Raw genomic sequence first — 26,019 nt, forward strand, 5'->3', positions numbered from 1 at the left:
AAACGAGGCAGGTTCGATTTGGTTGACAGGAAACATGAAAAAAATAAAAAAAAATTTTTCAGCGCTAAGCAAACAGCCGATAGGCCAGTCTCGACGTGGCTATATGGAAGAATTTCAGCTGCGGCAGACGGTTGCCTGCCTGCTGTTGTGCACAGCAACACCTGTGTGTCTGGCAGATGCTAGCTGGTATGGCCAACTCGGACTGACACAGGAAGTGTTGCACGCGCAGCTCAATGAGCAGCAGCAAGAGGTACAGGTACCCGGTCTAGCGGCCTTGTTGGGGGTCAGCCAGGACGACTGGAGTGTGTATCTGTCGGGCGGTCGCAGTGATAAAAAACAGTCAGATTCTCTTGTTATTGATTACCAAAGCCATCAGTGGAGTCTGTATGGTGAGTATCGCTGGCAGGACAGTTGGCTGGGCGCTAGCTACGGCGCCCAGCATAGCGTGCAATCCCTGTTTCAGACCCTGCCCGATGGCTCGGCCAGTCAATCGTTGCAACAAGACGATGAAAGTGTGTCACTGGATGCCGGTACACAGTGGCAGTGGCCAAACCATCAACTATCGGCCATGGCGAGTCTGATGCGACAATCGTCGCAGCAGCAACAACAGCAGAGCTTGATGCGCCGGCAACAACCGTTGCAACGTGTGGATATGCGCTCGGATGACTATACGAGTATCGGCAGCCTGGGCCTGCAGTGGTCGCAGTTTTGGTCGCCTACCGAGCGTCTAGAGCTGATGTTGACTCTGGGGTTAAGTCGCAGCTGGCGTTTGGCGGGCCAGGGTTCGATGCAAACCCGTTACGCCCGGGCGCGGCTGCCAGCGCGCACGGTGCAAGAGTCATCCAGCGACAGTGCTGCTGCCGTCAACGACCAAGATATCTCTCTGTCATTGTTTTATCAGCAATGGGACTTGGGGCTGAGCTGGCAGCGCAGCAGTGATCAGCGCTGGTCAGATGGCTACCGTACACTTTCTTTGGGCTTGGTGTTTTAGTCGTTACGGCCGTTTAGCCGGCTTTCGCTGGCGGTGAAATTGCTGCTTTAGCTGCTGGCGCTGCTGTGGGCTCAGTTGGCGGAACTCCCGGTACTGGCGCTTGAGCCGCTGGCGCTGGTCGGGCGGCAGGCTGAGATAGTGCTGCAAGCGCTGACGAGCTTGCTGACGCTTAGCATCGGGCAGGCGTTGAAAACGCTCGAATCGTTGTCTCGCTTGCAACTTTTGCTCGGGTGACAATTGATTCCAGCGCTGGGCGCCTGTGATCAACTTGTTTTGTTTATCACTGGCCAATGAATCCCAGCGTTGCTCAAAGGGTTTTAATGTTGCTTGCACATCTGCAGGCAACTGTTTGAACTCTTGAGCATAAGCCCAGTGGTTAAAGCTCAGTAATAACAGCAGAAGGACATTAGTGTTCATCGTCGGCCTCCTCGCTGTTGTCGGCAGGTTTATCCGCTGCTGGTTGCTCTGCTTGTTCGTCATCTGTGGCCATGCTGAGTGGGTCTAGCCATTCTCCGTCTTGCTCTTGGCTGTCGGCCAAAAACAATAAAAAGGCTTCGTCATCAATAGCACTTGGCTGTGCCTGAAGGTTATGTATGCACATCATGCTAACCACGATCGGCAGGCATATCCTGCTCCAGAAGCCACAGGGCAAATTCCAGATCATCCGCCACATCAATGTCATCATCGCTCACCTCAGCCAGGGTGGTGATGAAGTCTAAACCAGACAGTTGAGGATCGGTTAACGTTTGCGTTCCATGCTGTGTTTGCTGCATAAAAAACCACAGTGGCACGGCTAACAGCACGCTGGCAGCAATGCCCCACACGGGTGCGGTCAGTGAGCGGTGCTGGCTCGGCAGTTCGACCAGGGTGCCGCTGTTAGCGGCCAGTGCCGCTTGACGTGCCTGGGCCAGGCGCTGTTGTGTTGCCACGGGCAAGTCTTCAACACTCTGGTCGAGATGCTGATTCAGCTGCTGCTCTAGCTCATTCGGCTTCTTCATGTAACACCTGTTGCAGTTTCTTCATGGCCCGAAAGTGGTGAGTTTTCACACTGCCGGGTGAAATATTCAAGGCGGCGGCAGTGTCTTCCACCGACAGTCCTTCCCAGCTGCGCAATAGATAGCACTGCTGTTGTTGCAATGGCAACGCTTCGATCGCTTGTAACGCCTGCTGGCCCAGTTGCTGCTGGTGTAAGTACTCCTCCGGGGCAAACTCTGTGGCCTGGCTAAGCTGCTCTAGTTGATGATCGTCGTCATCCTGTTGGCCGCTTAGCGGCATGAACCAACGCCGCCAACGGCTCTGACTGCGGTGAAAATCGAGGATGCGGTTTTGCAGTATGCGATAAAACAACGCTCGCCACTGCTGACTCTGCTCGCTGCCTTGCCAATGGCCATAGCTCTGCGCCAGCTTGATCATGCTGTCCTGCAAAATATCCAGCGCATCGGCTTCATTTTTGACCGCCAGCTGTGCCATTCGGAACGCTTTGCGCTCAACCGAGGCGAGGAATTGATCCAGTGTCTGCACCCGTGTGTTGTCTCCGCAGTCTGTGTGTGCTCAGGCTGTTGTTGTTATAACGCTGGCCGCGGTAAAAGGTTGACAGCCACGGGCGAATATTTTTCAGCGCGATAACTCTGTTACTCAGTTAAGCCTGTTCTGCAGATACAAAAAAGCCGCAGTCTCAGCTGCGGCTTTAGTACTATCACCAGCGAGCTTACAGCAAGCTGTTGACCGCCTCGACCACGGCGTCTGTGGTGATGCCAAACTCTTTGAACAAATCGCCAGCTGGCGCCGACTCACCAAAGGTATCCATACCAATGATCTTGCCGTTGAGGCCAACAAACTTGTACCAGAAATCTTTGTGCAGTGCTTCTACCGCGACACGTGCGCTCACGCTCGCAGGCAGTACCGACTCAATGTAAGCAGCGTCTTGCTTGCAGAACACTTCAGCCGACGGCATAGACACCACTCGCACCTGCTTACCCGCCAGCTGCTCAGCTGCTTCCATGGCCAGATTTACTTCCGAGCCCGTAGCAATGATGATGGCATCAGGAGTGCCCGTTTGTGGGTTAACAGCGTCGCGCAGAATGTAGCCGCCTTTGGCGATATTGGCCACTTGCTCAGCATTGCGTGGCTGATGCTTCAAGCCCTGACGGGAGAAAATCAGCGCGCTTGGGCCATTTGTGCGTTCAATGGCGGCTTTCCAGCAGGTTGCTGACTCAACGGTGTCGCAAGGGCGCCAGGTTTCCAGGTTCGGTGTGTTACGCAAGTTAGCGACTTGCTCAACTGGCTGGTGAGTGGGGCCGTCTTCGCCCAAACCGATGGAATCGTGGGTGTACACAAAGATGCTGCGTTGCTTCATCAAGGCAGCCATACGCACGGCATTGCGAGCGTATTCCATAAACATCAGGAAGGTAGCGCCGTAGGGGACAAAGCCTTTGTGCAAAGCGATGCCGTTCATCATGGCGCTCATGCCAAATTCACGCACACCGTAAAACAGGTAGTTGCCTGAGGCGTCGATGTCGCTTACGCCTTTGGCATCTTTCCACAAGGTGAGGTTAGAGCCAGCCAAGTCGGCAGAACCGCCGAGGAACTCTGGCAGCATAGGGCCAAAAGCGTTGAGGGTATTTTGTGACGCTTTACGTGATGCGACCTCTTCCCCTTTGGCTTGGCACTCTTCAATGTAGGCTTGGGCTTGGGCTGAAAAATCAGCTGGCAAATCGCCTGCCATACGGCGTTTAAACTCAGCTGCTAATTCTGGGTGCGCTTGTGCATAGGCATCAAACTTGTCGTTCCAGCTTTGCTCAGCCGCTGCGCCTTTTTCTTTGGCGCTCCAGCCCTGGTAAACGTCTTCAGGAACTTCAAAAGCACCGTGCTTCCAGCCCAGACGCTCGCGTGTTAAGGCAATTTCATCGTCGCCCAGCGGTGCGCCGTGACATTCTTCTTTACCTTCTTTATTAGGCGAGCCAAAACCAATAATGGTTTTGCAGCAGATCAGCGTTGGCTGCTCGCTATTGGCGCGGGCAGTGTCGATGGCTTGTTTGATTTCTTCGGGATCGTGGCCGTTCACACGTGGAATCACCTGCCAGCCATAAGATTCAAAGCGCTTAACCGTGTCGTCGGTAAACCAGCCTTCGACTTCGCCGTCGATGGAAATGCCATTGTCATCGTAGAAGGCGATCAGCTTGCCCAAGCCCAAGGTGCCGGCTAAAGAGCAGGCTTCATGGGAAATACCTTCCATCATGCAGCCGTCACCCATAAACACATAGGTGTTGTGATCAACGATATCGTGGCCATCGCGGTTGAACTGGGCAGCCAGTACTTTTTCAGCCACTGCCATGCCAACGCCGTTAGCGATGCCTTGGCCAAGAGGGCCAGTGGTGGTCTCGATGCCAGGGGCATAGCCATACTCAGGATGGCCTGGTGTTTTTGAATGCAGCTGACGGAAGTTCTTCAGATCGTCGATGCTGAGATCATAACCGGCTAGGTGCAGCAGGGAATAAATCAGCATAGAGCCGTGACCATTGGACAGCACAAAGCGGTCGCGATCGGCCCATTCTGGATTATTGGGGTTATGTTTGAGGTAGTCGTTCCACAGGACTTCGGCAATATCAGCCATGCCCATTGGCGCGCCTGGGTGGCCAGATTTGGCTTTCTGAACGGCGTCCATACTCAATGCGCGGATGGCGTTCGCCAGTTCGGAACGGGTGGTCATGTAACGACTCCTACAATCACAGTGATCTGTTTAAGACATCAGAGGCGGTCGCGGTCCACACCGGTACCCCCTGCAAAGGCGCGCTATTGTCTCTCAGAATGCCGTTAGCGGCAACGTGATAAAGGTGATAAAGGCGGTGACAACTGTCTCTCCGAATGCAGCTGGCGGCAACGTGATTAAAGACGATGTGTGGCTCTCTGAGTGTTGTTGGCCACAGCGCAATAAAAGGCGATGATCACTGTCTCTCTGAGTGCTGTTAGTGGTAACAATATAAAGGCCATGACAAGGGGCCGTTGAAAAGCCTTGGTGATAACAGCTTCAAGACAGTGAACGTCTGTTGTTGTTTGGTGTTTTTTTGAGCCAAGGGCTGATGCAATGCGTCATTTACGGCAGTGCTGGCGGCCCAGGTCGCCGTAAAACTACGACATACATGACAAGCATTTTCTTAGCGCTGGCTAAATACTGTACAGTCGGTACAATTCGCGAGATAACAAACCATAACAATGTGTGACAACCTAGCGTCACTTTGTCAGCTAGGCTTTGCACATAAGTACTTGCACAGCGGAGATGACACAGGCATGAAAAAACTGGTTGCAATGACGGCCCTGATACTGGCGTGCCATGCACAGGCAGATGACAAGCTCTACTTCTTTACCGAGCAGTTCCCGCCTTACAACATGACCCTGGATGGTCGTCCTTTTGCTCATGACATCAGCGAAGTCAGCGGACTTTGCACTGACATGGTACGTGCGATCATCGAAAAGGTGCCGTACGAAGTAAAAGTAAAATTGCGTAACTGGAGCTATGGCCTGGATCGCGTTAAGCGCAAGCCTAACCACGGTATTTTCTGTGCCGCACGCACAGAAGAACGTGAAGCTTGGTTTGAATGGGTTGGCCCTTTGACCAACATTGGTTGGACCTTGTTCTCTAAGCCCGACTCAAAAATTACTTTGAAGTCGCTGGAAGACGCCAAAAAATATGAAATTGGCGGCTACAAAGGCGACGTGATGACCAACTTCTTGCTAGATAAGGGCTTTAATGTCTCTGTTATCAATAACGATGCGCTGAATCCACGTCGCTTACAGCTTGGTCAGATTGACTTGTGGGTATCGGATGAACTGGCGGGGCCTTACACAGCCTCTGATGCGGTGGATATGGACCCACGTAAAGTCCTGACCTTTAAAACCACACCACTGTATCTAGCGTTGAACAAGAATACTGATAAGCGTATGGCCGATGCTCTGAAAAAAGCGGCACAAGAGCTTATTGCAGACGGAACCTTCTCCAATATCGAGCGCTCTTACGGTCGCTAAGCGATAGTCACAGCTAGGCTGTGATGCCGGAGAGATAAAAAAGGCCATGTTTAACATGGCCTTTTTTTATTGCCTAAGATAGCTGTAGTTAGCTGCGTTGCTGCTCATAGATGCAAATATTAACGGCGGAAGCGAGGTTAAGTGACTCGATCAAGCCTTGGCCTTGAATGGTAAAAGCGCTCGCGTGCAGCGATTGAATACTTTCCTGAGGTATGCCACGGGCCTCATTGCCAAAAATTAGACAATCGCACTGATGAAATTGTCCGGAGGCGAGAGACTCACCCTGCATATCGAGATAGCCCAGCTTGCGATAGCGCCGTTGCAGCTGCTCTAAGGTGACACCTTGCTCAATAGGGGTATGAAAAATGGCCCCCATGCTCGCGCGCAGTACTTTACTGTTGAATGGGTCAACACTACCTGGGCTGAGCAAACAACGATAGCCGCCAAACCAAGCCAGAGTGCGCAAAATAGTGCCAAGATTGCCGGGGTCTTGAATCTCATGCAGATAAACGGCTTTGCCGGTCGACGACGACGTGTTCAATGCCGACATGGGTACCGCTGCCACGATGCCTTGTGGAGTTTTGGTCTCTGACAGCTGCTTCATTTGCTTATCAGAGATGATATGGCGGCGCCAATCACCAGGCCAGTCTTGATAGTGCTCGGTCAGCCACAGTTCGGCTTGAGCAAGCTTGGGATTTTGCTGACGGGCTTTAGCCAATTCCTGAATCAGGTGCTCGCCTTCCAGTAAAAAATACTGGCTTTGCTGGCGATACTTCTTTTGCTGCAGTTTCTTAACGTCGTCGAATTTCATAGAGCCCCCGGCAAGTGCCGCGAGTATAGCGCTGCTCTGCATGCTGTCCAGAGTGAAGGGAGCATGGTTCTCTGATTGCTTTGTAACCCGACCTGCTGTTGGGCGAACTGCTATCCGCTATTGTGGCCTCGGCCCGTAATCTCCTGAGAGCACAAGGGCTACTTTAATCGGCGGATTTGCACCTCTACTCGTAATGACTTTCGGGTTACAACTAAAGGATTGTGGCGCCGTGGCTTTGCACTGGTGGGATATGTACGTCTTTTGGGTGATAGGAGTTAACGGCTACGGCGTCAGTTTTGGGAACTGGCAACCATTCTGGTAGCTGTTTAGCCAAATACTCGTGAGAGTGTATATGACATGACAACAGAGATCAGCTTGATGACGATGGAAAAGGAAGACATTCATAGCGTAATTATCATTGGCACTGGCTTTGGTGGACAGTGCGCAGCTATGAATCTGAAAAAGCGTGGGATCTGTGATTTTATCATGTTAGAGCGGCGTGAGTTTATGGGTGGAACCTGGGCGCAGAACTCGTATCCAGGTGCGGCTGTTGATGTGCAATCACCTTTGTATTCGATTGCATCAGAACCTTATGATTGGTCGCAAATGTTTGCCGAGCAAGATGAGTTGCGACAGTACACCGAACATGTCATCGCCAAACATCGGTTACGTGAAAAAACTCATACCGAAACCAATGTGATTAGCATCGCCTGGCAGGCGGAGAAGCAGTGTTGGAAAGTGGACACTCGACATGCTCAGCAGGGTCATCAAACTTTCTGGACACGCTTTGTGATTAATGCGTCTGGACCACTGAGTACACCTGTGATTCCAAACCTTAGAGGGCGTGATCAGTTTAAAGGTGAGGCCTTCCATAGCAACCAGTGGAATCATGATTTTGATTACCACGGTAAGAAAGTGGCCATTATTGGCAGCGGTGCCAGTGCGGCACAAATTATTCCTGCTATTGCTGCCGATGTGAAATGCTTACATGTTTTTCAGCGCACACCTCACTGGGTTCTTCCTAGGCCTGATTATCAGTTTTATTCCTGGCAACGAGCGCTGCTTCGTTGCAAACCCATTTATTGTTTGTTGCGCAGTGGTATTTATTGGGGGTTGGAGAGCCGAGTTATTGGTTTTAAGTATTCACGCTTAATGCTGGAGCTGTTGGCTGGTCGTAAAGCCCGACGACATATCAAAAAACAAATACCAGATCCGATTCTTCGCCAGCAAGTGACACCCGATTTTACCATTGGATGCAAACGTGTCATCTTGTCAGATACCTTATACCCTGCGCTTTGTCGGGATAACGTCTATTTGCATGATAAAAATGATGGCATAGATGAAATTACAGAAAGTGGAATAACAACACAGCAAGGTCAGGCGTTGGAGCTGGACTTGATTATCTATTCAACCGGCTATGATGCAACTGATGGTGTGATTTCTTATCCAGTGATAGGTAAAAAAGATAAAACTCTTTCGCAGTTTTGGCAGGATTTTCCAAGAGCATATTTGGGTACCTCTGTGCCTGGTTTCCCCAACCTATTTATTGTCACCGGGCCAAATACCGGCATCGGTCATACTTCGGCAATCTTTGTTATTGAAGCGCAGATGAACTACATCATGCAGTCGATTGAGGCCGTGCTGCAGAGTCAATACATGACAATTGAAGTTAAAGAGGATGCTGAGCAACGTTACACACAGCACATTCATCGTGAGATGGAAAAAACCGTCTGGCATAGCGGTGGTTGCAATAGTTGGTATAAGAGTAAAAGTGACAAGGTAATCGCCATGTTCCCTGGCTTTAGTTTTACCTTCAGGCGTTGGACCAAAAACTTTCGACCAGCCGATCATCGCTTTTGTTAACAGGAGCCTTTATGAAAAAAATATTAAGTTTATTTTCGCTGTTGATACTGGCAGCTCTATTTGGGGTTATTCAGGGGGCTTATTTGCCACTAGGGCAATGGCTTTATCAACAGGGAACGGATTTTGAAGCCAGTTTATATGGCTTGGAACAACAACAGGTCGATATTGGAGGAATGTCTCTGGCGTTATACCGCAACCATAACCCAACTAAACCCGTTGTGGTGATGTTGCATGGTTACAGTGCCGATAAAGACGTATGGGCGCGCTTTGCTCGCCACTTAACCGACGATTTCCAGGTGCTGATTCCAGATATGGCAGGGCATGGCGATAGCGCTTACGACCCTAACTGGGACTATGGCATGGCCGCCCAGGCGCAACGCTTATCTAAGCTACTGGATGTGTTGGAGATTGCAAACGCACATGTGATTGGCAACTCTATGGGAGGATATTTAACAGCGGAGTTTGCTCTGCATTATCCAGAGCAAGTGTTGTCGGCCACTATGGTCGATCCGGCAGGTGTTGGCTCGCCACAAAAGAGCGATATGGAACAAATGTTAGCGCTGGGCCGAAATCCATTTTTAATCAAGAACCGCAATGAATTTGATCAATTTTATGCCATGACCATGGCACAGCCACCGTTTGTGCCTGATATGCTACTCGAGGCTGTGGCGCACAGATATATCGAGAGACAAACGGAATTAGCGAAGATCTTTGACGATTTTCATCGAGGCACTCAACTTGCACAACGCTTGCCCCAACTTCAAGCGCCAGCATTACTTTGGTGGGGCAGTAAAGATCGTTTACTGCACGTCAGTGCTGTGGATAACTGGCGCCGTGCCGTACCAAACTTGCAAGTACGTATCTGGCCGGAGCTCGGTCATATGCCCATGATGGAAGCGCCGGCGGAAACCGCAGCAGAGTACCGTGCCTTTCTTAGCAGCATTGAGTAGTGAATAAAATAATAACCAAGGAGACCGACAATGAAATCATTGCGCAATCAAGTAGCTGCTATCACCGGTGCTGGTTCCGGTATTGGCAGGGCACTGGCAATCCAGCTAGCGAATGAAGGCTGTCATGTGGCGTTAGCCGATATTGATAGTGATGGATTGGATAAAACCTGTCAGTTATTGGCTAACCAGCCGGTGAAGGTGACTCGACAAACCCTCAATGTTGCCGATGAAAAGGCCGTATACGCCTGGGCTGAGCAAGTGGTGGCGGATCATGGCCAGGTCAACCTAGTGATTAATAACGCTGGCGTAGCATTATCGGGCACCGTGGCGGGCTTGAGCCTAGATGATTACCGCTGGATTATGGACATAAACTTTTGGGGTGTGGTGTACGGCAGTAAGGCGTTTTTGCCCAAACTGGAAGCTGCAGGGCAGGGGCATATCGTTAATATATCCAGCGTCTTTGGTTTAGCTTCGCAGCCACTGATGAGTGGTTACAATGCCAGCAAGTTTGCTGTGCGCGGCTTTACTGAGTCGCTGCGCCAGGATCTGGAACTTACAAATAGCTGTGTGAGTGCCACCAGTGTGCACCCTGGTGGGATAAAAACCAATATTGCTAGAGCCGCTCGTATGGACCGCAGCTGCGAGCAGGCGATTGGGGTTGACCGAGAATCAGCGACGGCTGACTTTGAGCGCTTATTTATCAATAGCCCCGACAAAGCCGCTGCTATGATTATCCAGGCAGTGCAAAAAAATAAACGCCGAGTTTTGATTGGCCCAGATGCGAAGGTCTTTGATTTGTTAGTGCGTTTGTTACCTTCCAGCTATCAACGTTTGTTTACTGCAGCGGTACGTCACCAGGGACGCCAAAGTGGACAAAAAACTATGCGCCAAGCCAATCGTTAAGCCTTCGTCTAATTAACCGACAGCAGGCGATTCAGCATCGCCTGCTGTCTATGGTTTTGCCTAGCGGCTGTTAACACTCTTCCGATCACGTTGTTCAGCCATCTCCCGAAGGGCTGGAGTTCGTTTTTATCCACAGCCCAGCGGGATCCAGCTGGCCACCCGCAACTGTTTCCAGGTGTGCTGCTTTTGGCGCATTCTGTTGCTAACACTGTCCCAGATCGAATGTTCAACGTACGTATAAATGGCGTACAATCCTCGGCCTTTAATGATTTTGTCCGGTACTTTCCCGATCGCAATGAGGGCTTATTATGCAAGCAAGCAACTACTGGCAACGTGCTGAGACTCCGGCGGTTGCTTCTGATCAGCGTCAGGAGCACTACCGTATGCTGCTGCTGCAAGCCGAGGCATTGATCACGAGTGAAGACGATTTAGTAGCAAATTTAGCCAACGTTTCTGCGTTGCTGTACCAAACGTTGGGGTTCTGGTGGGTAGGCTTTTACCTAGTCAAAGGTGAAGAGCTGGTGCTGGGTCCCTTTCAAGGCCCATCGGCGTGCACTCGTATCGCCTTTGGCCGAGGTGTATGCGGTACTGCTTGGCAACAAAAACAAAGCCTGGTTGTGACTGATGTTCATGAGTTTCCAGGGCATATCGCCTGCAGTAGTGACAGTCGCTCAGAGATTGTTGTGCCCGTCATGGTTAACGATGAAGTGGTGGCGGTGTTAGATATCGACTCAGTCCGGCTGAGTGACTTTGATATGAGCGATAAGAACTGGCTAGAACAGCTGACTGCTTTGTTAAGTAGGCACTGGTCAGTGTCAGCTTAATCGAACAAATACAATAAACACTAGGATGTAACAGAATGAAGTATTTTCGCACTGCTGCCCTAACGGCAACGCTGCTAAGCGCTAGCTGGGCTGGGGCAAGTGAACTAGTTGTTGAAGGCTTTAATGCCAAGGCCAGCGCTGATGACTGGCAAAAATTGTGTGAACAGCAATTATCTAAGGCGCGTGATCACTTTGCTGCGGTAGAGCAAGGCACTGGGCCAGCTAATGTCGAAACAGTGCTGCAGCAATATGAACAGGTGAATTATGCGCTTCAGCCGCTGATGCCTGCTTCCTACATTACAGCAGTTCATCCTGACAAAGCGGTGCGAGATTCTGCAGAGGCCTGTAGCCAAAAGATTGCAGATTTTGATTCGGAAATTTATTTATCACAGCCATTCTATCAACGTTTGAGTGCAATTGACGACACTGACCTGGAAGATGATACACGTTTCTTCTTACATCGCTTGTTAAGAGACTTACGGCGCTCTGGTGTTGATCGTGATGAAGAAACGCGAGACAAAATTTTTGCTTTGCAACAGCAAATTACAGAACTCGGGAATGAGTTCAGTCGCAACATTCAAGAAGATGTTCGCACACTGGAAGTGAGTGTTGATGATTTGGCTGGTCTTCCTGATGACTATATCGCTGAGCGAGTTAAGAAGGGTGAAGAAACCGTTACTTTAACGACAAACTACCCTGATTTGTATCCTGTGTTGACTTATGCCCATAGTGATAAAGTGCGGCATGATCTGCGCGTTCTGGCTATGCAGCGTGGATATCCTGCCAACGAAAAGGTATTAAAAGAGTTAATATCTCGCCGGCATGAGATGGCCAAGGTTCTAGGCTACAACAGCTTTGCTGAGTACAACATGGAAACCGAGATGATTGGCTCGCCAGAAAAAGCCAATGCATTTCTACAACGTATTAACTCGGCATTGAAAAAGCCTGTTGAACAAGAAAGTCAGCGTGCGTTGGCACGCTTACAAAAGATCGATCCAACTGCAAAGTTGGTCAACCAGTGGCAAGCTTCCTATATCGACAATTTGATTCGCCAGGAAGAATATGCCCTAGATGCAAAAGAAGTTCGCCAATATTTTCAGTATGACAATGTTCGCAAAGGTGTCTTCGCATTAGCAGAGTCTTTATTTGATATACAAATCCGCCCTTGGAAAACCGAAACATGGCATGAGGATGTTGAGTCTTACGAGATTTTTGATCAGGGCAAACTGATCGGGCGATTCTATATGGATAACCATCCTCGTGATGGAAAATATCAGCATGCTGCCTACTGGGGCTTGCGTGACGGTATTAAAGGCAAACAAATACCACTGGCAGCCCTGGCTCAGAACTTTCCTAAAGGTCTAATGGAGCATGGCCAAGTAGAAACCTTTCTGCATGAATTTGGCCACTTGCTGCATAGCATCTTTGCTGGCCAACATCAGCGCTGGCTGGACAACTCGGGTCTGGCAATGGAGTGGGACTTTGTAGAAGCACCTTCACAAATGTTGGAAGAGTGGGTATGGGATTATGACACGCTAAAAACATTTGCTCGGAATCAGCAAGGGGAGATAATTCCTAAAGAGCTGGTTACGAAGATGAATAAAGCTCGCGACTATGGCAAAGCCACAGGCACCGCAGTGCAAATATTCTATGCCCAGTTATCTTTGCAGTATTACATGCATGATCCTGCCAAGTTCGAGCTGCAGCCCATGATGGTACAGTTACAGAAAGAGTACTCTCCGTATCCGTATATTGAAGATACTCACTTTTATGCTAACTTTGGCCATCTGTATGGCTACAGTTCTAACTACTATACCTATCAATGGTCGCTGGCGATTGCAACAGACCTTTTCTCACTCTTTAAAGAGAAAGGCATCAATAATCGTGATGTGGCAGATGCTTATCGCAATAAAATATTGGCGGCGGGTGGTAGCAAACCAGCGGCCAATATGGTCACTGAGTTTTTGGGACGTCCATTTAACGAATCAGCCTATATCAATAGCTTGAAGTCGCTGGCCGGAGAAGCCGCGTCTCTGTAAGTGAAGGATGGCCTGCTCGTATGGGCAGGCCAACAAAAACCACTTTATTTGAAAGTCACCTATTGAGCAGCGCTGTGTATCTCAATCTTCTGAGCCTGCGCTGTCCATTGAGCTCCTTGGATAAGGGTTAATTCCTCGGTACGAATGCTTGAGCCGTCTGTTAGGCGAATTTGAACATTGCCTTGATAGTGACTTTGTTTGCCCTCTACCGATTGCTGATCAGCTTCAATGCTAGCGACCTCTCTTTTATTGAATACCAATGTCACATCGCCCTTATAGCGACTGACTTGGCCTTCTAACTGGCTATTCTGTGCAGATACTTCATAGGCGTGTGTGTTCATCGCCATGGCCATTAGCGCCATGGGGATTAGTGTCTTGATTGTCATTAACTTGCTCCCTTTAGTAAATCGGTATTGTTTGTGTGCGGCCAAAGCCTAGCAACTGAGTCTTTATCCCAACATCGCACCTTGGTCGATATCTGTGGTGTGATCCATGTATCAAAGCGATAAACAAGCGTTAGATTAATGACAAAAGTTGGAAAAGTTGCCCGGTTTTTGATCAGCGACGTATGGTAAAGTCGCTCCATCGAATTTAGCCAGTACCAAGATAGATATGAAAAAGCAGTGGAAGTTCTGTCTCACAGAGCAGCGTACATTTGAGCATCCGGCACTATTAGGTGTGTCATTTCGCAATGATTGGGTTGTGATCGCCAATGGTCGTATGAAGGTCTCGGCGGGTTACGCTTGGGATGGCTGCAGTCCAAAGTATCAACTGCTGGGAGTGTGGTCTATCGGTACGCCGGATGGTGTGTTACGTGAGGGCGAAGCATGGATGTACGAGCCATCTTTAGTGCATGATGCTTTATGTCAGTTTCGTATTGAGTTACCTATTACCAAAGCACAGAGTGTGCAGATATTTCACGATATGATGCTGGAGCGAAACTGGCCATTACGTCGCTTGTACACCTGGGTGGTGGATAAGTTCGGCCCACAGGATTGGGCAGCTGAGGCTGTTCGACCGGTATCAAAAGCCGGTTAAGCAGGCATGCTTTGGGGCATCTTCGGTCATGAAATGAACTGCCCCTAGCTAAGTCAAAAGCCTCTGATTGCTCAGAGGCTTTTTTTATTCGCAATCGCAGTGCTCGTCACCATAGTAAGCGCCATTGCACCAAAATCCTTGCAGTAACACTTCACCACCTTCGTCGTACTCTGTGCCATAGCCGTGCAGCATACCGTCGGCAAATTCTCCGATATGGCTAGAACCATCGGGATATTCCAGCATGCCCTGGCCGTTAAAGTAGCCATTGGCATATTCACCGGTATACACCTCGCCACTTGGGAATACAGTTTGGCCATGGCCGTGCAAAACATCGTCTTGGTATTCCGCTTCGACGTGACTGCCATCAGGATATGAGCAGGTAACCTGGCCATTTTTGGCGCCGTTTTTGTATTCGCCTTCACAGACTGCGCCAGTTGAGTAGCTAAAAACGCCATGGCCATGAAAGAGGCTATCTTTAAACTCGCCTTGGTAGGTGCCCCACTTGGGATCTGTGTATGTGCCTTTACCCTGCATCAGACCTTGCTGAAAGCTACCGGTCATGGTCTGGCCATTAACGTAGGTGACTGTGCCAGGGCCATGGAACAAACCCTTTTTAAAGCTCCCTACATAGTGGCCAATCGGTTGGAAATCGATGCGCCCTTGCCCATGAAATAGACCATTTTCGCAGTTGCCGGTATAACGTGAGGAATCTGGTAATAACACCTCACAAGGCTCAGCCATAGCCATTGAACTAACCAGTGTGAAGGAGCCGATCAAAATCGTGCTTCGAATATCCATTATCGAAAGCCTTGTTGTTTTTTGGGCGGCGGATTTTATCAAGTCTCTGATAATCAATAATATTGGTGAAACTACGCCGGTAAGGTCTTGTGTCGTAGGTTTTAGCTGCCTGGATTGTTGGTATGTGTGCCTGTGTAAGGGCGCTATGGTGAATGTTGAACCGTAGTACATGCTGGGTAATTATCTGGATTGCATGAAAACGAACTAAATTCATTGATGCCTATTGGATTAAGATGAGCGACTAATTGAGGGGGGCTTTTTTAGTTGCGCCACTTGCAGCTGCCAGCATTGCTCAATGCTGAGTGTTATAAATCGCTGAGTCGATTTAATCACCGTGATTTCACGGCCGGCGTTTAGTGAAGTGAGCACTGTGAAAGGTCAATACACTGATAGTCACCTTAGTGATCTGAGAGCATTGGCATTTGCTAATGGCTCCGTTAAACGCCAACAGTAGACACTTATATTGAAATTTTGGGGTGCGGTCCCTGGTTGGCGTCTTATGAATGACCAATTTATATAGCCATTTAAGATCAATCGAGGCCAGATTTTATGCGGGTTTACTAGGGTTTTTAATGGTGGGCCCGCCCAGACTTGAACTGGGGACCTGCCGATTATGAGTCGGATGCTCTAACCAACTGAGCTACGGGCCCTTAGGAATCAGGCAGTGGATGCCTGGCTGCTAGTTGCAGCGAGGGAGCATTATATGCAGCTTCGACGAATGACGCTACCCCTTTGATTTATATAAAAAAGCCCGGCAGAGCCGGGCCATGGGAGTCGCTAAATAATGCTGCACAGCTATGCACGAAATGACAAGCTCGTTGAACCTGTGGTTCTAACTGCTCGTATCCTGCGTGGAGCGCCAGCCGTTGTCGCCACAGGCTAGAGCGGCACAGTGGCTTCGTGATTCGAAGCCTGCTGGCGCACCAGAGCAAGCCACGAATTATTCAGTGACTGCCAGTTATTATTCGTCAATAAAGCTGCGTAGGTGGTCAGAGCGGCTTGGATGACGCAATTTGCGCAGAGCCTTCGCTTCAATCTGACGAATACGCTCACGGGTTACGTCAAATTGTTTGCCGACTTCTTCCAGCGTGTGGTCGGTATTCATGTCGATGCCGAAACGCATACGCAGAACCTTGGCTTCACGCGCGGTCAGGCCAGACAGCACTGAGCGAGTAGCGTCCGTTAGACCCTCAACGGTGGCGGTATCGAGTGGCGACTCAGATTGAGTATCCTCGATAAAGTCACCCAGGTGCGAATCTTCATCGTCGCCGATCGGAGTTTCCATCGAGATAGGCTCTTTAGCGATTTTCAACACCTTGCGGATTTTATCCTCAGGCATATCCATACGCTCGGCCAGCTCTTCTGGTGTTGGCTCGCGACCCATTTCCTGCAGCATTTGCCGTGAAATACGGTTGAGCTTGTTAATGGTCTCGATCATATGCACAGGAATACGGATGGTGCGTGCCTGGTCGGCAATAGAGCGAGTAATGGCCTGACGAATCCACCAGGTCGCGTACGTTGAGAACTTATAACCACGACGGTATTCGAACTTGTCTACCGCTTTCATCAAGCCGATGTTGCCTTCCTGAATCAGATCGAGGAACTGCAGGCCGCGGTTGGTGTATTTTTTCGCAATAGAAATTACCAGACGCAGGTTGGCTTCCACCATTTCTTTTTTGGCGCGGCGGGCACGAGCCTCACCAATAGAGACGCGACGGTTAACTTCTTTAATATCAGGTATGGCCAAGCCAACACGATCTTCAACGGCTTTGATTTTCTTCTGCGCGCGGAAAATCTCCAGCTTATAGGTGTCGAGCTTGTCGGAATACTTATGACCACCAGCGATCAGTTCTTCAATCCACTGATTGTTAACTTCATTGCCAGGGAAATTGCCGATAAAGTCTTTGCGATCCATGCCGCACTTGCGCGTCATCATCACCATGATCTGACGCTCTTGGGCGCGGATCTGCTCCAGCGCTTCACGGGCATCGCTCACCAGCTGGTCAAAGTACTTAGGCGTTAGCTTGATAGGCGCAAAACGTTCAGCCAATAACAACAATGCTTCTTCAGCTTGCTTGCTTGCGCGACCGTGTTTTTCCAGTGCCGCCTCGGCAGCAACATGGGCATCTTTGATTTCATCAAAACGACGAATCACTTCGGTCAGGTCAATGCCGCTGTCTTCTTCTTCCTCAGACTCATCGTCGTCGTCACTGACATTGTCATCCGTCTCCACATCCGGGCCCGATTGTGGACCTGGCTCAGGAGTTTCATCGGAAGGATCGATAAAGCCGCTGAAAATGTCGCTAACGCGGTTTGGATCTTCTTCTGCTTCTTGGAATGCGTTCAGAACAACGTGGACCGCACCTGGGTAATAGGCCAGGGCAGACATGACTTCACGAATGCCTTCTTCGATGCGCTTGGCAATGACAATCTCGCCTTCACGGGTCAGCAGCTCAACGGTACCCATTTCACGCATGTACATACGGACTGGGTCGGTGGTGCGACCGACATCAGATTCTACCGACGCCAGTGCCGCGGCAGCTTCTTCGGCTGCGGCGTCGTCTGCGGCTTCGTTAAACAGGGACTCGCCATCGGGGGCGTTTTCTGACACTGGAATGCCAATGTCATTAATCATACGGATGATGTCTTCAACCTGATCCGGATTGGCAATGTCATCCGGCAGGTGATCGTTCACCTGTGCAAAAGTGAGGTAGCCTTGCTCCTTACCTTTGGCAATAAGTTCTTTCAAACGGGATTGTTGGGTGTTCGCTGACATAGAAGCCCTGTGTTCCGTATTGTGAGGCGCAGAAAAGCGCGGGAGTATAACTTTTAACCGCTCTTTAGGCCAGCCGTGCCGGAGGATTGTTCCCGACTGATGCCCTGTCATTGTGGGCGCGAGGCGTGATCGTATCGGTTCGGGTGCTGGTGGTGGCTGTCAGGTCGTCGGTGTTGCCCGCTTGCTGGGGCACAAAGAAATATAGGGGCGATGAAGCAGATTTCAAGGCCTAATGACGTTGATAGATGGCAGTGCGTTTGCGGTGGCGCATATGGCGTTCTTTGCTCAGCTCGCGCAGGCGTTGTTTGTCGTCATCGCCGAGTTTATCACCGGCGCGCAACTTGGCTTGTAGCGCTTGCCATTCGGCGTCGAGTCGGCGGGTATCCATGCGTTGCAATACATGCTCCACCGAACTGGCGCTGGCCATGTGTTGCTGCTGTGCGGCCTGCTCGGCCAATTGTTTGAGTTCGTCCTGATAAGGAGAGCCGGTCCATTGAATGATGACACCAATGCTATTTTGCTGGGGTGATTGCTGTAGTTTGCGAATGACTTCCAGTAGCAGTCGCTCATATTCACTTTGTGCCTCAACCTCAGGCAGGGTCAGTTGGCTGGCTAGTTCTGGCTGCAGCAGCAAGCTGCACAGTGCTTGGCGGGCGCCGACATCCTGGCGCTGGCTCATGCTGGGCGGTTCTGCCGGGACGGCGGCTGGATCCATATAGTCGGCTTCATAAGCACTATCAGGTTCACTGCTTTGCGCTGCTTGTTGTTCGATTTTGTCCAGTGCGTGGCTGGCTACCCCGGTTTCTTTTTCTAGCTGTTGTTTCATTAAGTCCCGTAGTGCGCCATGGGGCAGGCGAGCAATCAAGGGAGCTGCCAGCTGATCAAAGCGGGCCTTGCCATCCAGGGTGTCAAAGTCGACCTGCTGCTTTAGGTGTTTAAACAAAAACTCGGGCAAATGCTCCGATAGGTTTAAGCGCTGTTCAAACGCGTCTTTGCCTTCTTGGCGTACTAGGGTGTCTGGGTCTTCGCCGTCCGGCAAAAATAAAAATCTTGCCTGGCGGCCGTCTTCGAGTACCGGTAACACGGTTTCCATTGCACGAGCGGCGGCGGTACGACCGGCGTCGTCGCCGTCAAAGCAGAAAATAATTTCTGGCACCATGCGAAATAAACGCAGCAAATGATGCTCGCTGGTCGCCGTACCGAGTGTGGCCACGGCATAGTGAATGCCGTATTCGGCCAAGGCAACGACGTCCATATAGCCTTCGACAATGACAAAACGAGTAAGCTTTTGGCGTATCTTACGCGCTTCATAGAGGCCATACAGCTCGCGGTTTTTATGGAATACCGGTGTTTCGGGTGAGTTCAAGTACTTAGGCTTGTCGTCGCCTAATACTCGCCCACCAAAGGCAATGGTGCGGCCGCGTTGATCACGAATGGGAAACATAATGCGATCACGAAAACGGTCATAGCAGCGGCCATCTTCTTTTTCGATCAGCATGCCGTTGCTGATCAACTGCCGCTGTTGTTCTTGATCACCGTCGGCCAAGGCCTGCAACAAGTTGTCCCAGCCAGGCGGTGCGTAACCGATGGCAAAGAATTTGGCGGCCTTGCCCGATAGGCCACGCTGCTGCAAGTAGTCTATGGCGCGTTGACGCTCAGGGTGCTGGCGCAGCATTTGCTGATAATACTGACTGGCATCCTGCAGGCGTTCATATAAGGGCTGATGTTCTTGTTGCTGGCGCATCTCCAGGCTGTTTTGCTCGCGCGGAACCTCAACACCAACCTGGGCGGCGAGTTTGTCAACGGCATCGGGAAAGTTCAGGCCGTCAAACTCCATAACAAACTTCAATGCGCTGCCAGAGGCACCACAGCCAAAGCAATAATAAAACTGCTTGTCAGGGCTGACGGTAAACGAGGGTGTGTTTTCGTTATGAAAAGGGCAGCAGGCGGAGTAATTCTTGCCGGTTTTTTTCAGTTTGACGCGACTGTCGACGACATCGATCACGTCAACACGGGCCAGCAGATCATCAATAAAAGATTGCGGTATTCGACCGGCCATAACTGCGGCTACAGAATTAAGTAAGAAGTTTGCAGAATACGGAGCTTTGTCTTGCTGAACAAGACATTAAGCCAGGCTCGCAGCAACGACAAAAGCGCCAGCGGTTGCCCGCTAGCGCTTTTGATAGCCTGCACAGGGACAGGATTTATCCCAGTTGCGACTTAACCAGTTGGCTGACCTGTGCTATATCAGCACGACCTTGCACTTGTGGTTTTAGGATGCCCATGACTTTGCCCATGTCCTGCATTCCTGCAGCACCGGACTGTGCAACGGCATCAGCCACCAGTTTGGCCAACTCTTCTTCGCTCAGAGCTTCTGGCAGGAACTCGCTGATAATATCGATTTCCTGCTGCTCAGCCTGAGCCAGCTCATCACGGCCGGCTTGCTGGTACTGAGCAATCGAATCGCGACGTTGCTTCACCATCTTATCGAGAATGGCTAGTGCTCGCTCGTCGCTGACCTCTACCCGTTCATCCACTTCGACGCGTTTGAACTCGGCAGTGATCAGACGCAAGGCACCAAGGCGAGGCTTGTCTTTAGCCCGCATGGCGTCTTTAACAGCGTCTTTGATGGTTTGAACCAGTGTGCTCATGAGCGACTCCCTGTTCTCAGTTCAGGCAAAAAGCTGATTAGTACAGGCGAGTCATCTTGCGCTGTTCGCGCTGCAGCTTCTTCAGGTGACGCTTAACAGCAGCAGCTGCTTTGCGCTTACGCACCCAAGTAGGCTTTTCATAGTGCTCACGACGACGTACTTCAGACAGTACACCGGCTTTTTCACAAGAACGCTTGAAGCGACGCAGTGCTACGTCGAATGGCTCGTTTTCTTTCACTTTTACAGCTGGCATCCAATCACCTTATCTATAAGTGTTCGTTCATTGAGGGAACCACGACCCCCAGTTAGAGGGCGGGCATTCTAAAGAGTTTGTCGGCGGAATGCAAAACCTCTGCATGGATTTTAACCCAACGGCCGCGTATCATTGCCGCCCTTGCTATTTTCGGGGGCCCTCATGCGGGTATTGGGACTAGAAACCTCGTGCGATGAAACCGGCATTGCACTGTACGACAGCGAACGTGGCCTGCTTGGGCACCGCGTGTATTCTCAAATTCAGGTGCATGCTGAGTACGGTGGTGTGGTGCCTGAATTGGCCTCACGTGACCACATTCGCAAAGCTAGGCCCCTGATTCAGGAGGTCCTCGACGAGTCCGGCGTCAGCTTCGAGCAGTTGGATGGCATTGCCTATACCTCAGGCCCTGGATTGGTCGGTGCCTTGCTGGTGGGAGCCTGTATCGGCAACAGCCTGGCGTGGGCACTGAACATTCCAGCCGTGGCTGTGCATCATATGGAAGGCCATTTGCTGGCGCCCATGTTAGAAGATGAACAACCTGACTTTCCTTTCATTGCCTTATTGGTCTCTGGTGGCCATACCCAGCTGGTAAAAGTTGAAGGTATTGGCCGTTATGAGCTGTTGGGAGAGTCGCTGGACGACGCCGCCGGCGAAGCCTTTGATAAAGCCGCCAAAATGATGAATTTGCCTTACCCGGGCGGGCCTGCGCTGAGCGCCTTGGCCGATCAGGGCGATGCTCAGCGCTTTGCGTTTCCTAGGCCAATGACGGATCGTCCGGGGTTGGACTTTAGCTTTAGCGGCCTTAAAACCTTCACCCGCACCACCATTCTCGATTGTGCCAATGACGGGCATTTAGCCGAGCACGATAAGGCCGATATCGCCGCCGGATTTCAAGCGGCGGTGGTCGATACGCTGGCGATTAAGTGCAAGCGGGCGATGCAGCAAACGGGCATCAATCGACTCATCATCGCCGGGGGAGTTGGGGCTAATCGTCAACTGCGGCAGAAGCTCCAGGCAACGGCCAGAGCTATGGGAGGCCAAGTCTTTTATCCGCGTCCTGAGCTGTGCACCGATAATGGCGCCATGATTGCCTATGCTGGCACTCAGCGTTTATTGGCGGGTGAATACAGTGATCTGGCAGTGCGTGTGGTGCCACGCTGGCCGTTAACAGACCTGTCACCGGTGGATATCTGACGATGGACATTGTTTATATCCATGGCCTCGCCATTGATGCTGTGATTGGTGTGTTTGAGTGGGAAAAAAAGCTACAGCAGCCGCTGATTTTTGACTTGGATCTGGCTTGGGATATTCGCCAGGCCGCTGCCACTGACGACTTGCAATACGCACTCAATTACCAGGCGGTGACTGAGTTTATCGAGCAGTTTGTTACGAGCCGGCAATTTGAGCTGCTGGAATCTTTGTTAGAAGCCCTGGCTGCTGCTTTGCAACATGAATTCGCCATTCCCTGGCTGAGCATTCGCGTGCAAAAACCGGCGGTGGTGCCCCAGGCTCGTGCCGTGGGCCTGAAAATTGAGCGTGGGGTTCGGTCGTGAATCTAGACAGCGCTACAACAACGCGGGTGTTTTTAGGCCTGGGGTCGAATATCGATGCCGAGCGCAATGTACGCTTGGGACTAGAGGCTCTGGCTAAGCGCTATTCGCTGGTACAGCAGTCACCTTGGTACGTATCCCCTGCGGTCGGCTTTGCTGGGCCAGAGTTTGTTAACCTAGTGGTCGAAATCGCGACCCATGATTCACCCGTGGCCCTGGCCGAGGCGTTAAAGCAGTTAGAGTTTGATTTCGGTCGGCCGCACAATGCCAGCAAATATTCCTCTAGAGCGTTGGATATCGACATATTGATGATGGGCGATATCTGCGGCAGCTGGCCTACCCGCTACGGCACTTTGACGTTGCCGCGCGATGATATTTGGCGCTATGCCTTTGTGCTCAAGCCTTTGTTGGACATTTGCCCAGATGCTATTTGCCCGCTGCGCAAACAGCCGCTGTGTGACGATTGGCCAGCGGTTAGTCAGCAAGTTCTAACCGTCATGACGCCAGAGGCCTGGCAGCAGGCAATTCACGCCTGAGTGCGAAAGCTCTTCAGCGCTTGTAGCCGTGCTTTCTGTAGTGCCTGGCCAATTTCTGCTCCCTGCATACCTGGCTGAATAACATCCTTGGCTTGAATGGCAGAAGCCTGCTGTAGTGCCTGCTGGCAGTGTTCACGCTGTGGATAGTCACTATGCTCAAAACCGGTGCGGCCACGAGCATCACACTGACAGGCTAATAGAAACTCTGCAAAACGCTCAGGCCGGCGCCAGGCATCGGTTTGCGAAAACAGCTTGAGTAGGGTCTCACTGCGTAGCTCAAAGGCCCGATGCACATGGGTATGGAACTCAGTCGTGAGCTCGGCCAGCTTGCTCGCATCATTTGGCACTTTGAGTCTTTGCTGCAATGTTTTCAGCGGCTTTAGACCACGTTTTTCATGGCCATGATGTTTGGGCCATTCACTGGCCGGTGTCAGCGCCTTACCTAAATCATGGGTTAGGGCAGCCCAGCGAACCTCAACACTGGCTTGCTCTTGTGCAGCTATTTGCAAGCACATCAAAGCATGGATGCCACAGTCGATTTCTGGGTGGTATTGCTTGACTTGCGGCACTCCAAACAATCGGTCGATTTCCGGGAACCATTGTGCCAGTGCGCCACAGTCGCGCAGTACTTCAAAATAACGTGCTGGCTGATGCTCCATTAACGCCCGACGGGTCTCTTGCCAAACACGTTCAGGCACCAGATGTTGCAGTTCACCTTGCTCGCACATCTGTTGCATCAGTGTTTGAGTTTCGTCGGCAATGCGAAAGCCGAGCGGTGCCAATCGGGCAGCAAAGCGAGCGACCCTGAGCACGCGCAGTGGGTCTTCTGCAAAAGCATCAGAGACGTGGCGTAAAATACGCTGTTCTAGGTCACGCTTGCCGCCGTAAGGGTCGATCAGTTGCTGCTGTTCATCCATGGCCATGGCATTGATGGTAAGGTCGCGGCGTAGCAGGTCTTGTTCCAACGTGATGTCGGGGCTGAAACGGCAGTCAAAGCCCTGATAGCCTTGGCCAGATTTACGTTCGGTGCGCGCCAAGGCGTATTCTTCTTGGCTGTCTGGATGCAGAAAAACAGGAAAATCAGCCCCTACTTGTTGATAGCCTTGCTGCAGTAGTTGTTCTGGTGTCGCGCCGACCACAACCCAATCCCGATCTTTTACTGCTAACTGCAGCAAATGATCTCGTACTGCCCCACCTACTAAATATACCTGCATGCTGGTTCCTGCATCTCTTGCAAACAAAAATGGCCGCATAGGGCGGCCATTGGGTAAGTGTATCGAGGATGGCTAGAAGTAGAAACCCGTTTCTAGTGCAACCCCCGCTTCTTTTTCTAGTTTGGATGGATTGGCCACTACGGCCAAATCCAGATGTATACCAAACGGTGAAACACCAAATCCTAGCGACACAATGTCGGAGTCGGTGGCCGCCAAGTTGGCGCGATAGCCGCCCCGTAACTGGATGGTCTGCCATAAATCGAACTCAGCGCCAAAGGCTAGAAATTGGGTGGCGTTTTCATAGGCAACGGGATCATTTTCTAGTAAATCTAAGTCCACTGCTAAAGTGGTGGAACCGTCACTATATGACAATCCCGCTCTGACCTGAGGGGACAAGCTGATGGTGTCGCCTTTTACGATGGCAGGGTTGGGTAAATTAAGGCCGGTACGGACTTCGGTATCTTGGTAGTCGTAGTCTCCACCCAATATGTCTTTAATTACTATGCCTGCGGTCAGTCGCTGTAGTTCACCAAAGCGCATTGAGGCGCCGATATCCAAATTAAAGCTGGAATAGTCTTCACGTGAATCCTCAATGTCGTCTATTTCAACGTCTTCTTCGTTATCAACTTCAGTGACATAGTGAAAAGTGGATATGCGTTGAATCTTGGGCGTAATACCAATGGCGACAGCTCTATTGGCAATGGAAAACTCGCGGGCAAAAGATAAACCGACTTCTGCTACGGCAAGAGCCACCACTTCGACGGTTGAGTCAAGGTCAGGGTCACTGGCATTGTCTGTCAGTTGACCATCACGGAATATTTCTACCCCCTGATCAGAGGTGTAGTTAAAGCCCAAAATAGCGTCGAGTTGCTCTTCTAGATCGCGTTGGCCATTGTTGTTGTCATCGCGGTTAAGCTCAGACTGCAAAATGAGTTCAGGTTGGGTGGTTGAATTACGCGCTAAATCCAGCGCTCGTGAAACGTCTTCATTCGCTTCTTGTGCTATGCGTGTGTATTGCAATCCTGCTGGGGCATATGCATCTATAAGGCCTAGGTCGTTGTCGCTGAACAGGGCGCGTCCGGAAAAGGTCGCATGGCCTCGCATGCTGATGGCACCAGCAAATGATTTGCCAGGGAACGCCATGGCACCGGACACTCCCAAGCGGCCGCTGACAGGATTGCCGGAGATAGAGCGTAATGCTTCGGTTAATTCAGATGACACACTATCGACCTCTTCGAGGCTCTGTTCGACGCTGGCAAGTGCGGTGGTCAAACCATTATTGGCGGCCTCTAGATTATCCAGTTGCTGGGTGATATTGCCGGACGAATTGAGGGCGTCTAAAAAAGCCTGATTGAAGGCTCGCACCGCGGTATCGAGCTGTTCAATGTTTTGTTCAAAGCCGTTGTTGCCGCTGGTGCCATTAATCAGGTCTTCAAGTCTGGGTTGTAGGTCGTCGCTAATATCTTCAGCCGTGCTGGCCAATTCTTCTTCATCCCGTACTTGAATGCCGAGTTGCGGGAAGAGTAAGGCAAAGTTTTCATTTTCATCAGCTTGCGCTAGCAAAGAAGGATTGTACGCAGGGGCATGGGCTCTCTGTGCGCTGGCGACGCCAGTGTGGCCCATGGCCATACCGCGTGCATCCAGTGGAGTAAATGGAGCGGCCTGTACCGAAGTGACAGAGGCGAATGCAATGGACGCAGCCAATAGCGAGGGCTTGGTCATGACGACAGTTCCTTGTGCAGTGATGATCTTCAATCATAGATGTTGCTGTTATTAGTCATAGCCTAGTTGGCGGAACCC

25 protein-coding genes and 1 tRNA gene are annotated in these 26,019 nt (G+C 50.9%); 11 read left to right on the forward strand and 15 right to left on the reverse strand.

The annotated features are described in order from the left end of the window. Nucleotides 1-34 precede the first annotated feature (34 nt). The gene (locus AC55FS_RS04505; RefSeq protein ID WP_496934878.1) at nucleotides 35-991 is read left to right on the forward strand and encodes a hypothetical protein; all 957 of its coding nucleotides are present in this window, start codon (nucleotides 35-37) and stop codon (nucleotides 989-991) included. A gap of 3 nt (nucleotides 992-994) precedes the next feature. On the opposite strand, the gene AC55FS_RS04510 is transcribed toward AC55FS_RS04505, so the two are convergent. The 5 genes from AC55FS_RS04510 to tkt all read right to left on the reverse strand — a co-directional run bounded on the left by AC55FS_RS04510 (nucleotide 995) and on the right by tkt (nucleotide 4,700). Then, nucleotides 995-1,408, reverse strand: coding sequence for a DUF3106 domain-containing protein (locus AC55FS_RS04510; protein ID WP_496934879.1), 414 nt, complete (start codon nucleotides 1,406-1,408; stop codon nucleotides 995-997). Next, nucleotides 1,398-1,595: a hypothetical protein gene (locus tag AC55FS_RS04515; RefSeq protein ID WP_496934880.1), complete on the reverse strand. Its 198-nt coding sequence runs from the start codon at nucleotides 1,593-1,595 to the stop codon at nucleotides 1,398-1,400. The genes AC55FS_RS04510 and AC55FS_RS04515 overlap by 11 nt, the downstream gene beginning before the upstream one ends. 1 nt (nucleotide 1,596) lies before the next feature. Beyond that, the gene (locus AC55FS_RS04520; RefSeq protein WP_496934881.1) at nucleotides 1,597-1,989 is read right to left on the reverse strand and encodes a DUF3619 family protein; all 393 of its coding nucleotides are present in this window, start codon (nucleotides 1,987-1,989) and stop codon (nucleotides 1,597-1,599) included. Further along, nucleotides 1,973-2,512 (reverse strand): sigma-70 family RNA polymerase sigma factor, encoded by a 540-nt coding sequence (locus AC55FS_RS04525; protein WP_496934882.1) that lies wholly within the window; start codon nucleotides 2,510-2,512, stop codon nucleotides 1,973-1,975. Before AC55FS_RS04525 ends, AC55FS_RS04520 begins: the two co-directional genes overlap by 17 nt. 187 nt (nucleotides 2,513-2,699) lie before the next feature. Then, entirely contained in the window at nucleotides 2,700-4,700 is a 2,001-nt protein-coding gene (tkt, locus tag AC55FS_RS04530; protein WP_496934883.1) for a transketolase, read from the reverse strand. 578 nt (nucleotides 4,701-5,278) lie between these two features. On the opposite strand from tkt, the gene AC55FS_RS04535 reads away from it, so the two are divergent. Then, complete coding sequence (locus AC55FS_RS04535; RefSeq protein ID WP_496934884.1) at nucleotides 5,279-6,013, forward strand: substrate-binding periplasmic protein; 735 nt, start codon at nucleotides 5,279-5,281, stop codon at nucleotides 6,011-6,013. An 88-nt stretch (nucleotides 6,014-6,101) separates the two neighbouring features. On the opposite strand, the gene AC55FS_RS04540 is transcribed toward AC55FS_RS04535, so the two are convergent. After that, the gene (locus tag AC55FS_RS04540; protein ID WP_496934885.1) at nucleotides 6,102-6,824 is read right to left on the reverse strand and encodes a TrmH family RNA methyltransferase; all 723 of its coding nucleotides are present in this window, start codon (nucleotides 6,822-6,824) and stop codon (nucleotides 6,102-6,104) included. Nucleotides 6,825-7,181: 357 nt separating this feature from the next. Between AC55FS_RS04540 and AC55FS_RS04545 the strand changes: the two genes are divergently transcribed. From AC55FS_RS04545 to AC55FS_RS04565, 5 genes are all read left to right on the forward strand, one after another. Then, on the forward strand, nucleotides 7,182-8,687 hold the full coding sequence (locus AC55FS_RS04545; RefSeq protein WP_496934886.1) for a flavin-containing monooxygenase: 1,506 nt from the start codon (nucleotides 7,182-7,184) through the stop codon (nucleotides 8,685-8,687). Nucleotides 8,688-8,698: 11 nt separating this feature from the next. Continuing rightward, nucleotides 8,699-9,637, forward strand: coding sequence for an alpha/beta fold hydrolase (locus AC55FS_RS04550; protein WP_496934887.1), 939 nt, complete (start codon nucleotides 8,699-8,701; stop codon nucleotides 9,635-9,637). Between the two features lie 30 nt (nucleotides 9,638-9,667). Continuing rightward, complete coding sequence (locus AC55FS_RS04555; RefSeq protein WP_496934888.1) at nucleotides 9,668-10,540, forward strand: SDR family NAD(P)-dependent oxidoreductase; 873 nt, start codon at nucleotides 9,668-9,670, stop codon at nucleotides 10,538-10,540. A 308-nt stretch (nucleotides 10,541-10,848) separates the two neighbouring features. Beyond that, nucleotides 10,849-11,364, forward strand: a complete 516-nt coding sequence (locus AC55FS_RS04560; protein ID WP_496934889.1) for a GAF domain-containing protein — start codon at nucleotides 10,849-10,851, stop codon at nucleotides 11,362-11,364. Between the two features lie 35 nt (nucleotides 11,365-11,399). Further along, entirely contained in the window at nucleotides 11,400-13,403 is a 2,004-nt protein-coding gene (locus AC55FS_RS04565) for a M3 family metallopeptidase (RefSeq protein WP_496934890.1), read from the forward strand. 59 nt (nucleotides 13,404-13,462) lie between these two features. Here the strand turns inward: AC55FS_RS04565 and AC55FS_RS04570 are convergent, their stop codons facing one another. Then, nucleotides 13,463-13,789, reverse strand: a complete 327-nt coding sequence (locus AC55FS_RS04570; RefSeq protein WP_496934891.1) for a hypothetical protein — start codon at nucleotides 13,787-13,789, stop codon at nucleotides 13,463-13,465. A gap of 226 nt (nucleotides 13,790-14,015) precedes the next feature. Here AC55FS_RS04570 and AC55FS_RS04575 point away from each other — a divergent pair, with 226 nt between their 5' ends. Continuing rightward, nucleotides 14,016-14,441 (forward strand): hypothetical protein, encoded by a 426-nt coding sequence (locus tag AC55FS_RS04575; RefSeq protein ID WP_496934892.1) that lies wholly within the window; start codon nucleotides 14,016-14,018, stop codon nucleotides 14,439-14,441. Between the two features lie 84 nt (nucleotides 14,442-14,525). Here AC55FS_RS04575 and AC55FS_RS04580 read toward each other — a convergent pair whose 3' ends face one another. The 6 genes from AC55FS_RS04580 to rpsU all read right to left on the reverse strand — a co-directional run bounded on the left by AC55FS_RS04580 (nucleotide 14,526) and on the right by rpsU (nucleotide 20,919). Continuing rightward, entirely contained in the window at nucleotides 14,526-15,239 is a 714-nt protein-coding gene (locus AC55FS_RS04580; protein WP_496934893.1) for an MORN repeat-containing protein, read from the reverse strand. A gap of 573 nt (nucleotides 15,240-15,812) precedes the next feature. Continuing rightward, a tRNA-Ile gene (locus AC55FS_RS04585) sits at nucleotides 15,813-15,889 on the reverse strand. Nucleotides 15,890-16,200: 311 nt separating this feature from the next. Next, a complete protein-coding gene (rpoD, locus tag AC55FS_RS04590) occupies nucleotides 16,201-18,015 on the reverse strand; it encodes an RNA polymerase sigma factor RpoD (RefSeq protein WP_496934894.1) in 1,815 nt (604 codons plus the stop codon). A 229-nt stretch (nucleotides 18,016-18,244) separates the two neighbouring features. Beyond that, entirely contained in the window at nucleotides 18,245-20,074 is a 1,830-nt protein-coding gene (gene dnaG, locus AC55FS_RS04595) for a DNA primase (RefSeq protein WP_496934895.1), read from the reverse strand. Nucleotides 20,075-20,219: 145 nt separating this feature from the next. After that, the gene (locus AC55FS_RS04600) at nucleotides 20,220-20,666 is read right to left on the reverse strand and encodes a GatB/YqeY domain-containing protein (RefSeq protein WP_496934896.1); all 447 of its coding nucleotides are present in this window, start codon (nucleotides 20,664-20,666) and stop codon (nucleotides 20,220-20,222) included. Between the two features lie 37 nt (nucleotides 20,667-20,703). After that, nucleotides 20,704-20,919: a 30S ribosomal protein S21 gene (gene rpsU / locus AC55FS_RS04605; RefSeq protein WP_094058637.1), complete on the reverse strand. Its 216-nt coding sequence runs from the start codon at nucleotides 20,917-20,919 to the stop codon at nucleotides 20,704-20,706. A gap of 162 nt (nucleotides 20,920-21,081) precedes the next feature. Between rpsU and tsaD the strand changes: the two genes are divergently transcribed. The 3 genes from tsaD to folK are packed head-to-tail and all read left to right on the forward strand — an operon-like array spanning nucleotide 21,082 to nucleotide 23,005. Continuing rightward, nucleotides 21,082-22,113 (forward strand): tRNA (adenosine(37)-N6)-threonylcarbamoyltransferase complex transferase subunit TsaD, encoded by a 1,032-nt coding sequence (tsaD, locus tag AC55FS_RS04610; RefSeq protein WP_496934897.1) that lies wholly within the window; start codon nucleotides 21,082-21,084, stop codon nucleotides 22,111-22,113. Between the two features lie 2 nt (nucleotides 22,114-22,115). After that, nucleotides 22,116-22,472: a dihydroneopterin aldolase gene (folB, locus tag AC55FS_RS04615; protein WP_496934898.1), complete on the forward strand. Its 357-nt coding sequence runs from the start codon at nucleotides 22,116-22,118 to the stop codon at nucleotides 22,470-22,472. Further along, nucleotides 22,469-23,005 carry a 2-amino-4-hydroxy-6-hydroxymethyldihydropteridine diphosphokinase gene (gene folK / locus AC55FS_RS04620; protein ID WP_496934899.1) on the forward strand — a complete coding sequence of 179 codons (537 nt, stop codon included), beginning with the start codon at nucleotides 22,469-22,471 and terminating at the stop codon, nucleotides 23,003-23,005. The genes folB and folK overlap by 4 nt, the downstream gene beginning before the upstream one ends. Here folK and AC55FS_RS04625 read toward each other — a convergent pair. Then, the gene (locus AC55FS_RS04625; RefSeq protein WP_496934900.1) at nucleotides 22,996-24,219 is read right to left on the reverse strand and encodes a multifunctional CCA addition/repair protein; all 1,224 of its coding nucleotides are present in this window, start codon (nucleotides 24,217-24,219) and stop codon (nucleotides 22,996-22,998) included. The two genes, folK and AC55FS_RS04625, sit on opposite strands and share 10 nt — an antisense overlap. Nucleotides 24,220-24,291: 72 nt before the next feature. Next, nucleotides 24,292-25,941, reverse strand: coding sequence for a conjugal transfer protein TraF (traF, locus tag AC55FS_RS04630; protein ID WP_496934901.1), 1,650 nt, complete (start codon nucleotides 25,939-25,941; stop codon nucleotides 24,292-24,294). Nucleotides 25,942-26,019: the final 78 nt, after the last annotated feature.

It is taken from the genome of Bacterioplanes sp. CLAM21, assembly GCF_059641015.1.

Bases quoted from the DNA above. Each gene is read 5' to 3' on its own strand.
- AC55FS_RS04560 (WP_496934889.1), top strand. From the start codon at position 10,849: ATGCAAGCAAGCAACTACTGGCAACGTGCTGAGACTCCGGCGGTTGCT.
- rpsU (WP_094058637.1), bottom strand. From the start codon at position 20,919: ATGCCAGCTGTAAAAGTGAAAGAAAACGAGCCATTCGACGTAGCACTG.
- AC55FS_RS04580 (WP_496934893.1), bottom strand. From the start codon at position 15,239: ATGGATATTCGAAGCACGATTTTGATCGGCTCCTTCACACTGGTTAGT.
- AC55FS_RS04510 (WP_496934879.1), bottom strand. From the start codon at position 1,408: ATGAACACTAATGTCCTTCTGCTGTTATTACTGAGCTTTAACCACTGG.
- dnaG (WP_496934895.1), bottom strand. From the start codon at position 20,074: ATGGCCGGTCGAATACCGCAATCTTTTATTGATGATCTGCTGGCCCGT.
- AC55FS_RS04565 (WP_496934890.1), top strand. From the start codon at position 11,400: ATGAAGTATTTTCGCACTGCTGCCCTAACGGCAACGCTGCTAAGCGCT.
- AC55FS_RS04520 (WP_496934881.1), bottom strand. From the start codon at position 1,989: ATGAAGAAGCCGAATGAGCTAGAGCAGCAGCTGAATCAGCATCTCGAC.
- AC55FS_RS04625 (WP_496934900.1), bottom strand. From the start codon at position 24,219: ATGCAGGTATATTTAGTAGGTGGGGCAGTACGAGATCATTTGCTGCAG.
- AC55FS_RS04505 (WP_496934878.1), top strand. From the start codon at position 35: ATGAAAAAAATAAAAAAAAATTTTTCAGCGCTAAGCAAACAGCCGATA.
- rpoD (WP_496934894.1), bottom strand. From the start codon at position 18,015: ATGTCAGCGAACACCCAACAATCCCGTTTGAAAGAACTTATTGCCAAA.
- traF (WP_496934901.1), bottom strand. From the start codon at position 25,941: ATGACCAAGCCCTCGCTATTGGCTGCGTCCATTGCATTCGCCTCTGTC.
- AC55FS_RS04555 (WP_496934888.1), top strand. From the start codon at position 9,668: ATGAAATCATTGCGCAATCAAGTAGCTGCTATCACCGGTGCTGGTTCC.
- AC55FS_RS04535 (WP_496934884.1), top strand. From the start codon at position 5,279: ATGAAAAAACTGGTTGCAATGACGGCCCTGATACTGGCGTGCCATGCA.
- tsaD (WP_496934897.1), top strand. From the start codon at position 21,082: ATGCGGGTATTGGGACTAGAAACCTCGTGCGATGAAACCGGCATTGCA.
- AC55FS_RS04575 (WP_496934892.1), top strand. From the start codon at position 14,016: ATGAAAAAGCAGTGGAAGTTCTGTCTCACAGAGCAGCGTACATTTGAG.
- AC55FS_RS04570 (WP_496934891.1), bottom strand. From the start codon at position 13,789: ATGACAATCAAGACACTAATCCCCATGGCGCTAATGGCCATGGCGATG.
- folB (WP_496934898.1), top strand. From the start codon at position 22,116: ATGGACATTGTTTATATCCATGGCCTCGCCATTGATGCTGTGATTGGT.
- AC55FS_RS04515 (WP_496934880.1), bottom strand. From the start codon at position 1,595: ATGATGTGCATACATAACCTTCAGGCACAGCCAAGTGCTATTGATGAC.
- AC55FS_RS04550 (WP_496934887.1), top strand. From the start codon at position 8,699: ATGAAAAAAATATTAAGTTTATTTTCGCTGTTGATACTGGCAGCTCTA.
- AC55FS_RS04545 (WP_496934886.1), top strand. From the start codon at position 7,182: ATGACAACAGAGATCAGCTTGATGACGATGGAAAAGGAAGACATTCAT.
- AC55FS_RS04540 (WP_496934885.1), bottom strand. From the start codon at position 6,824: ATGAAATTCGACGACGTTAAGAAACTGCAGCAAAAGAAGTATCGCCAG.
- tkt (WP_496934883.1), bottom strand. From the start codon at position 4,700: ATGACCACCCGTTCCGAACTGGCGAACGCCATCCGCGCATTGAGTATG.
- AC55FS_RS04600 (WP_496934896.1), bottom strand. From the start codon at position 20,666: ATGAGCACACTGGTTCAAACCATCAAAGACGCTGTTAAAGACGCCATG.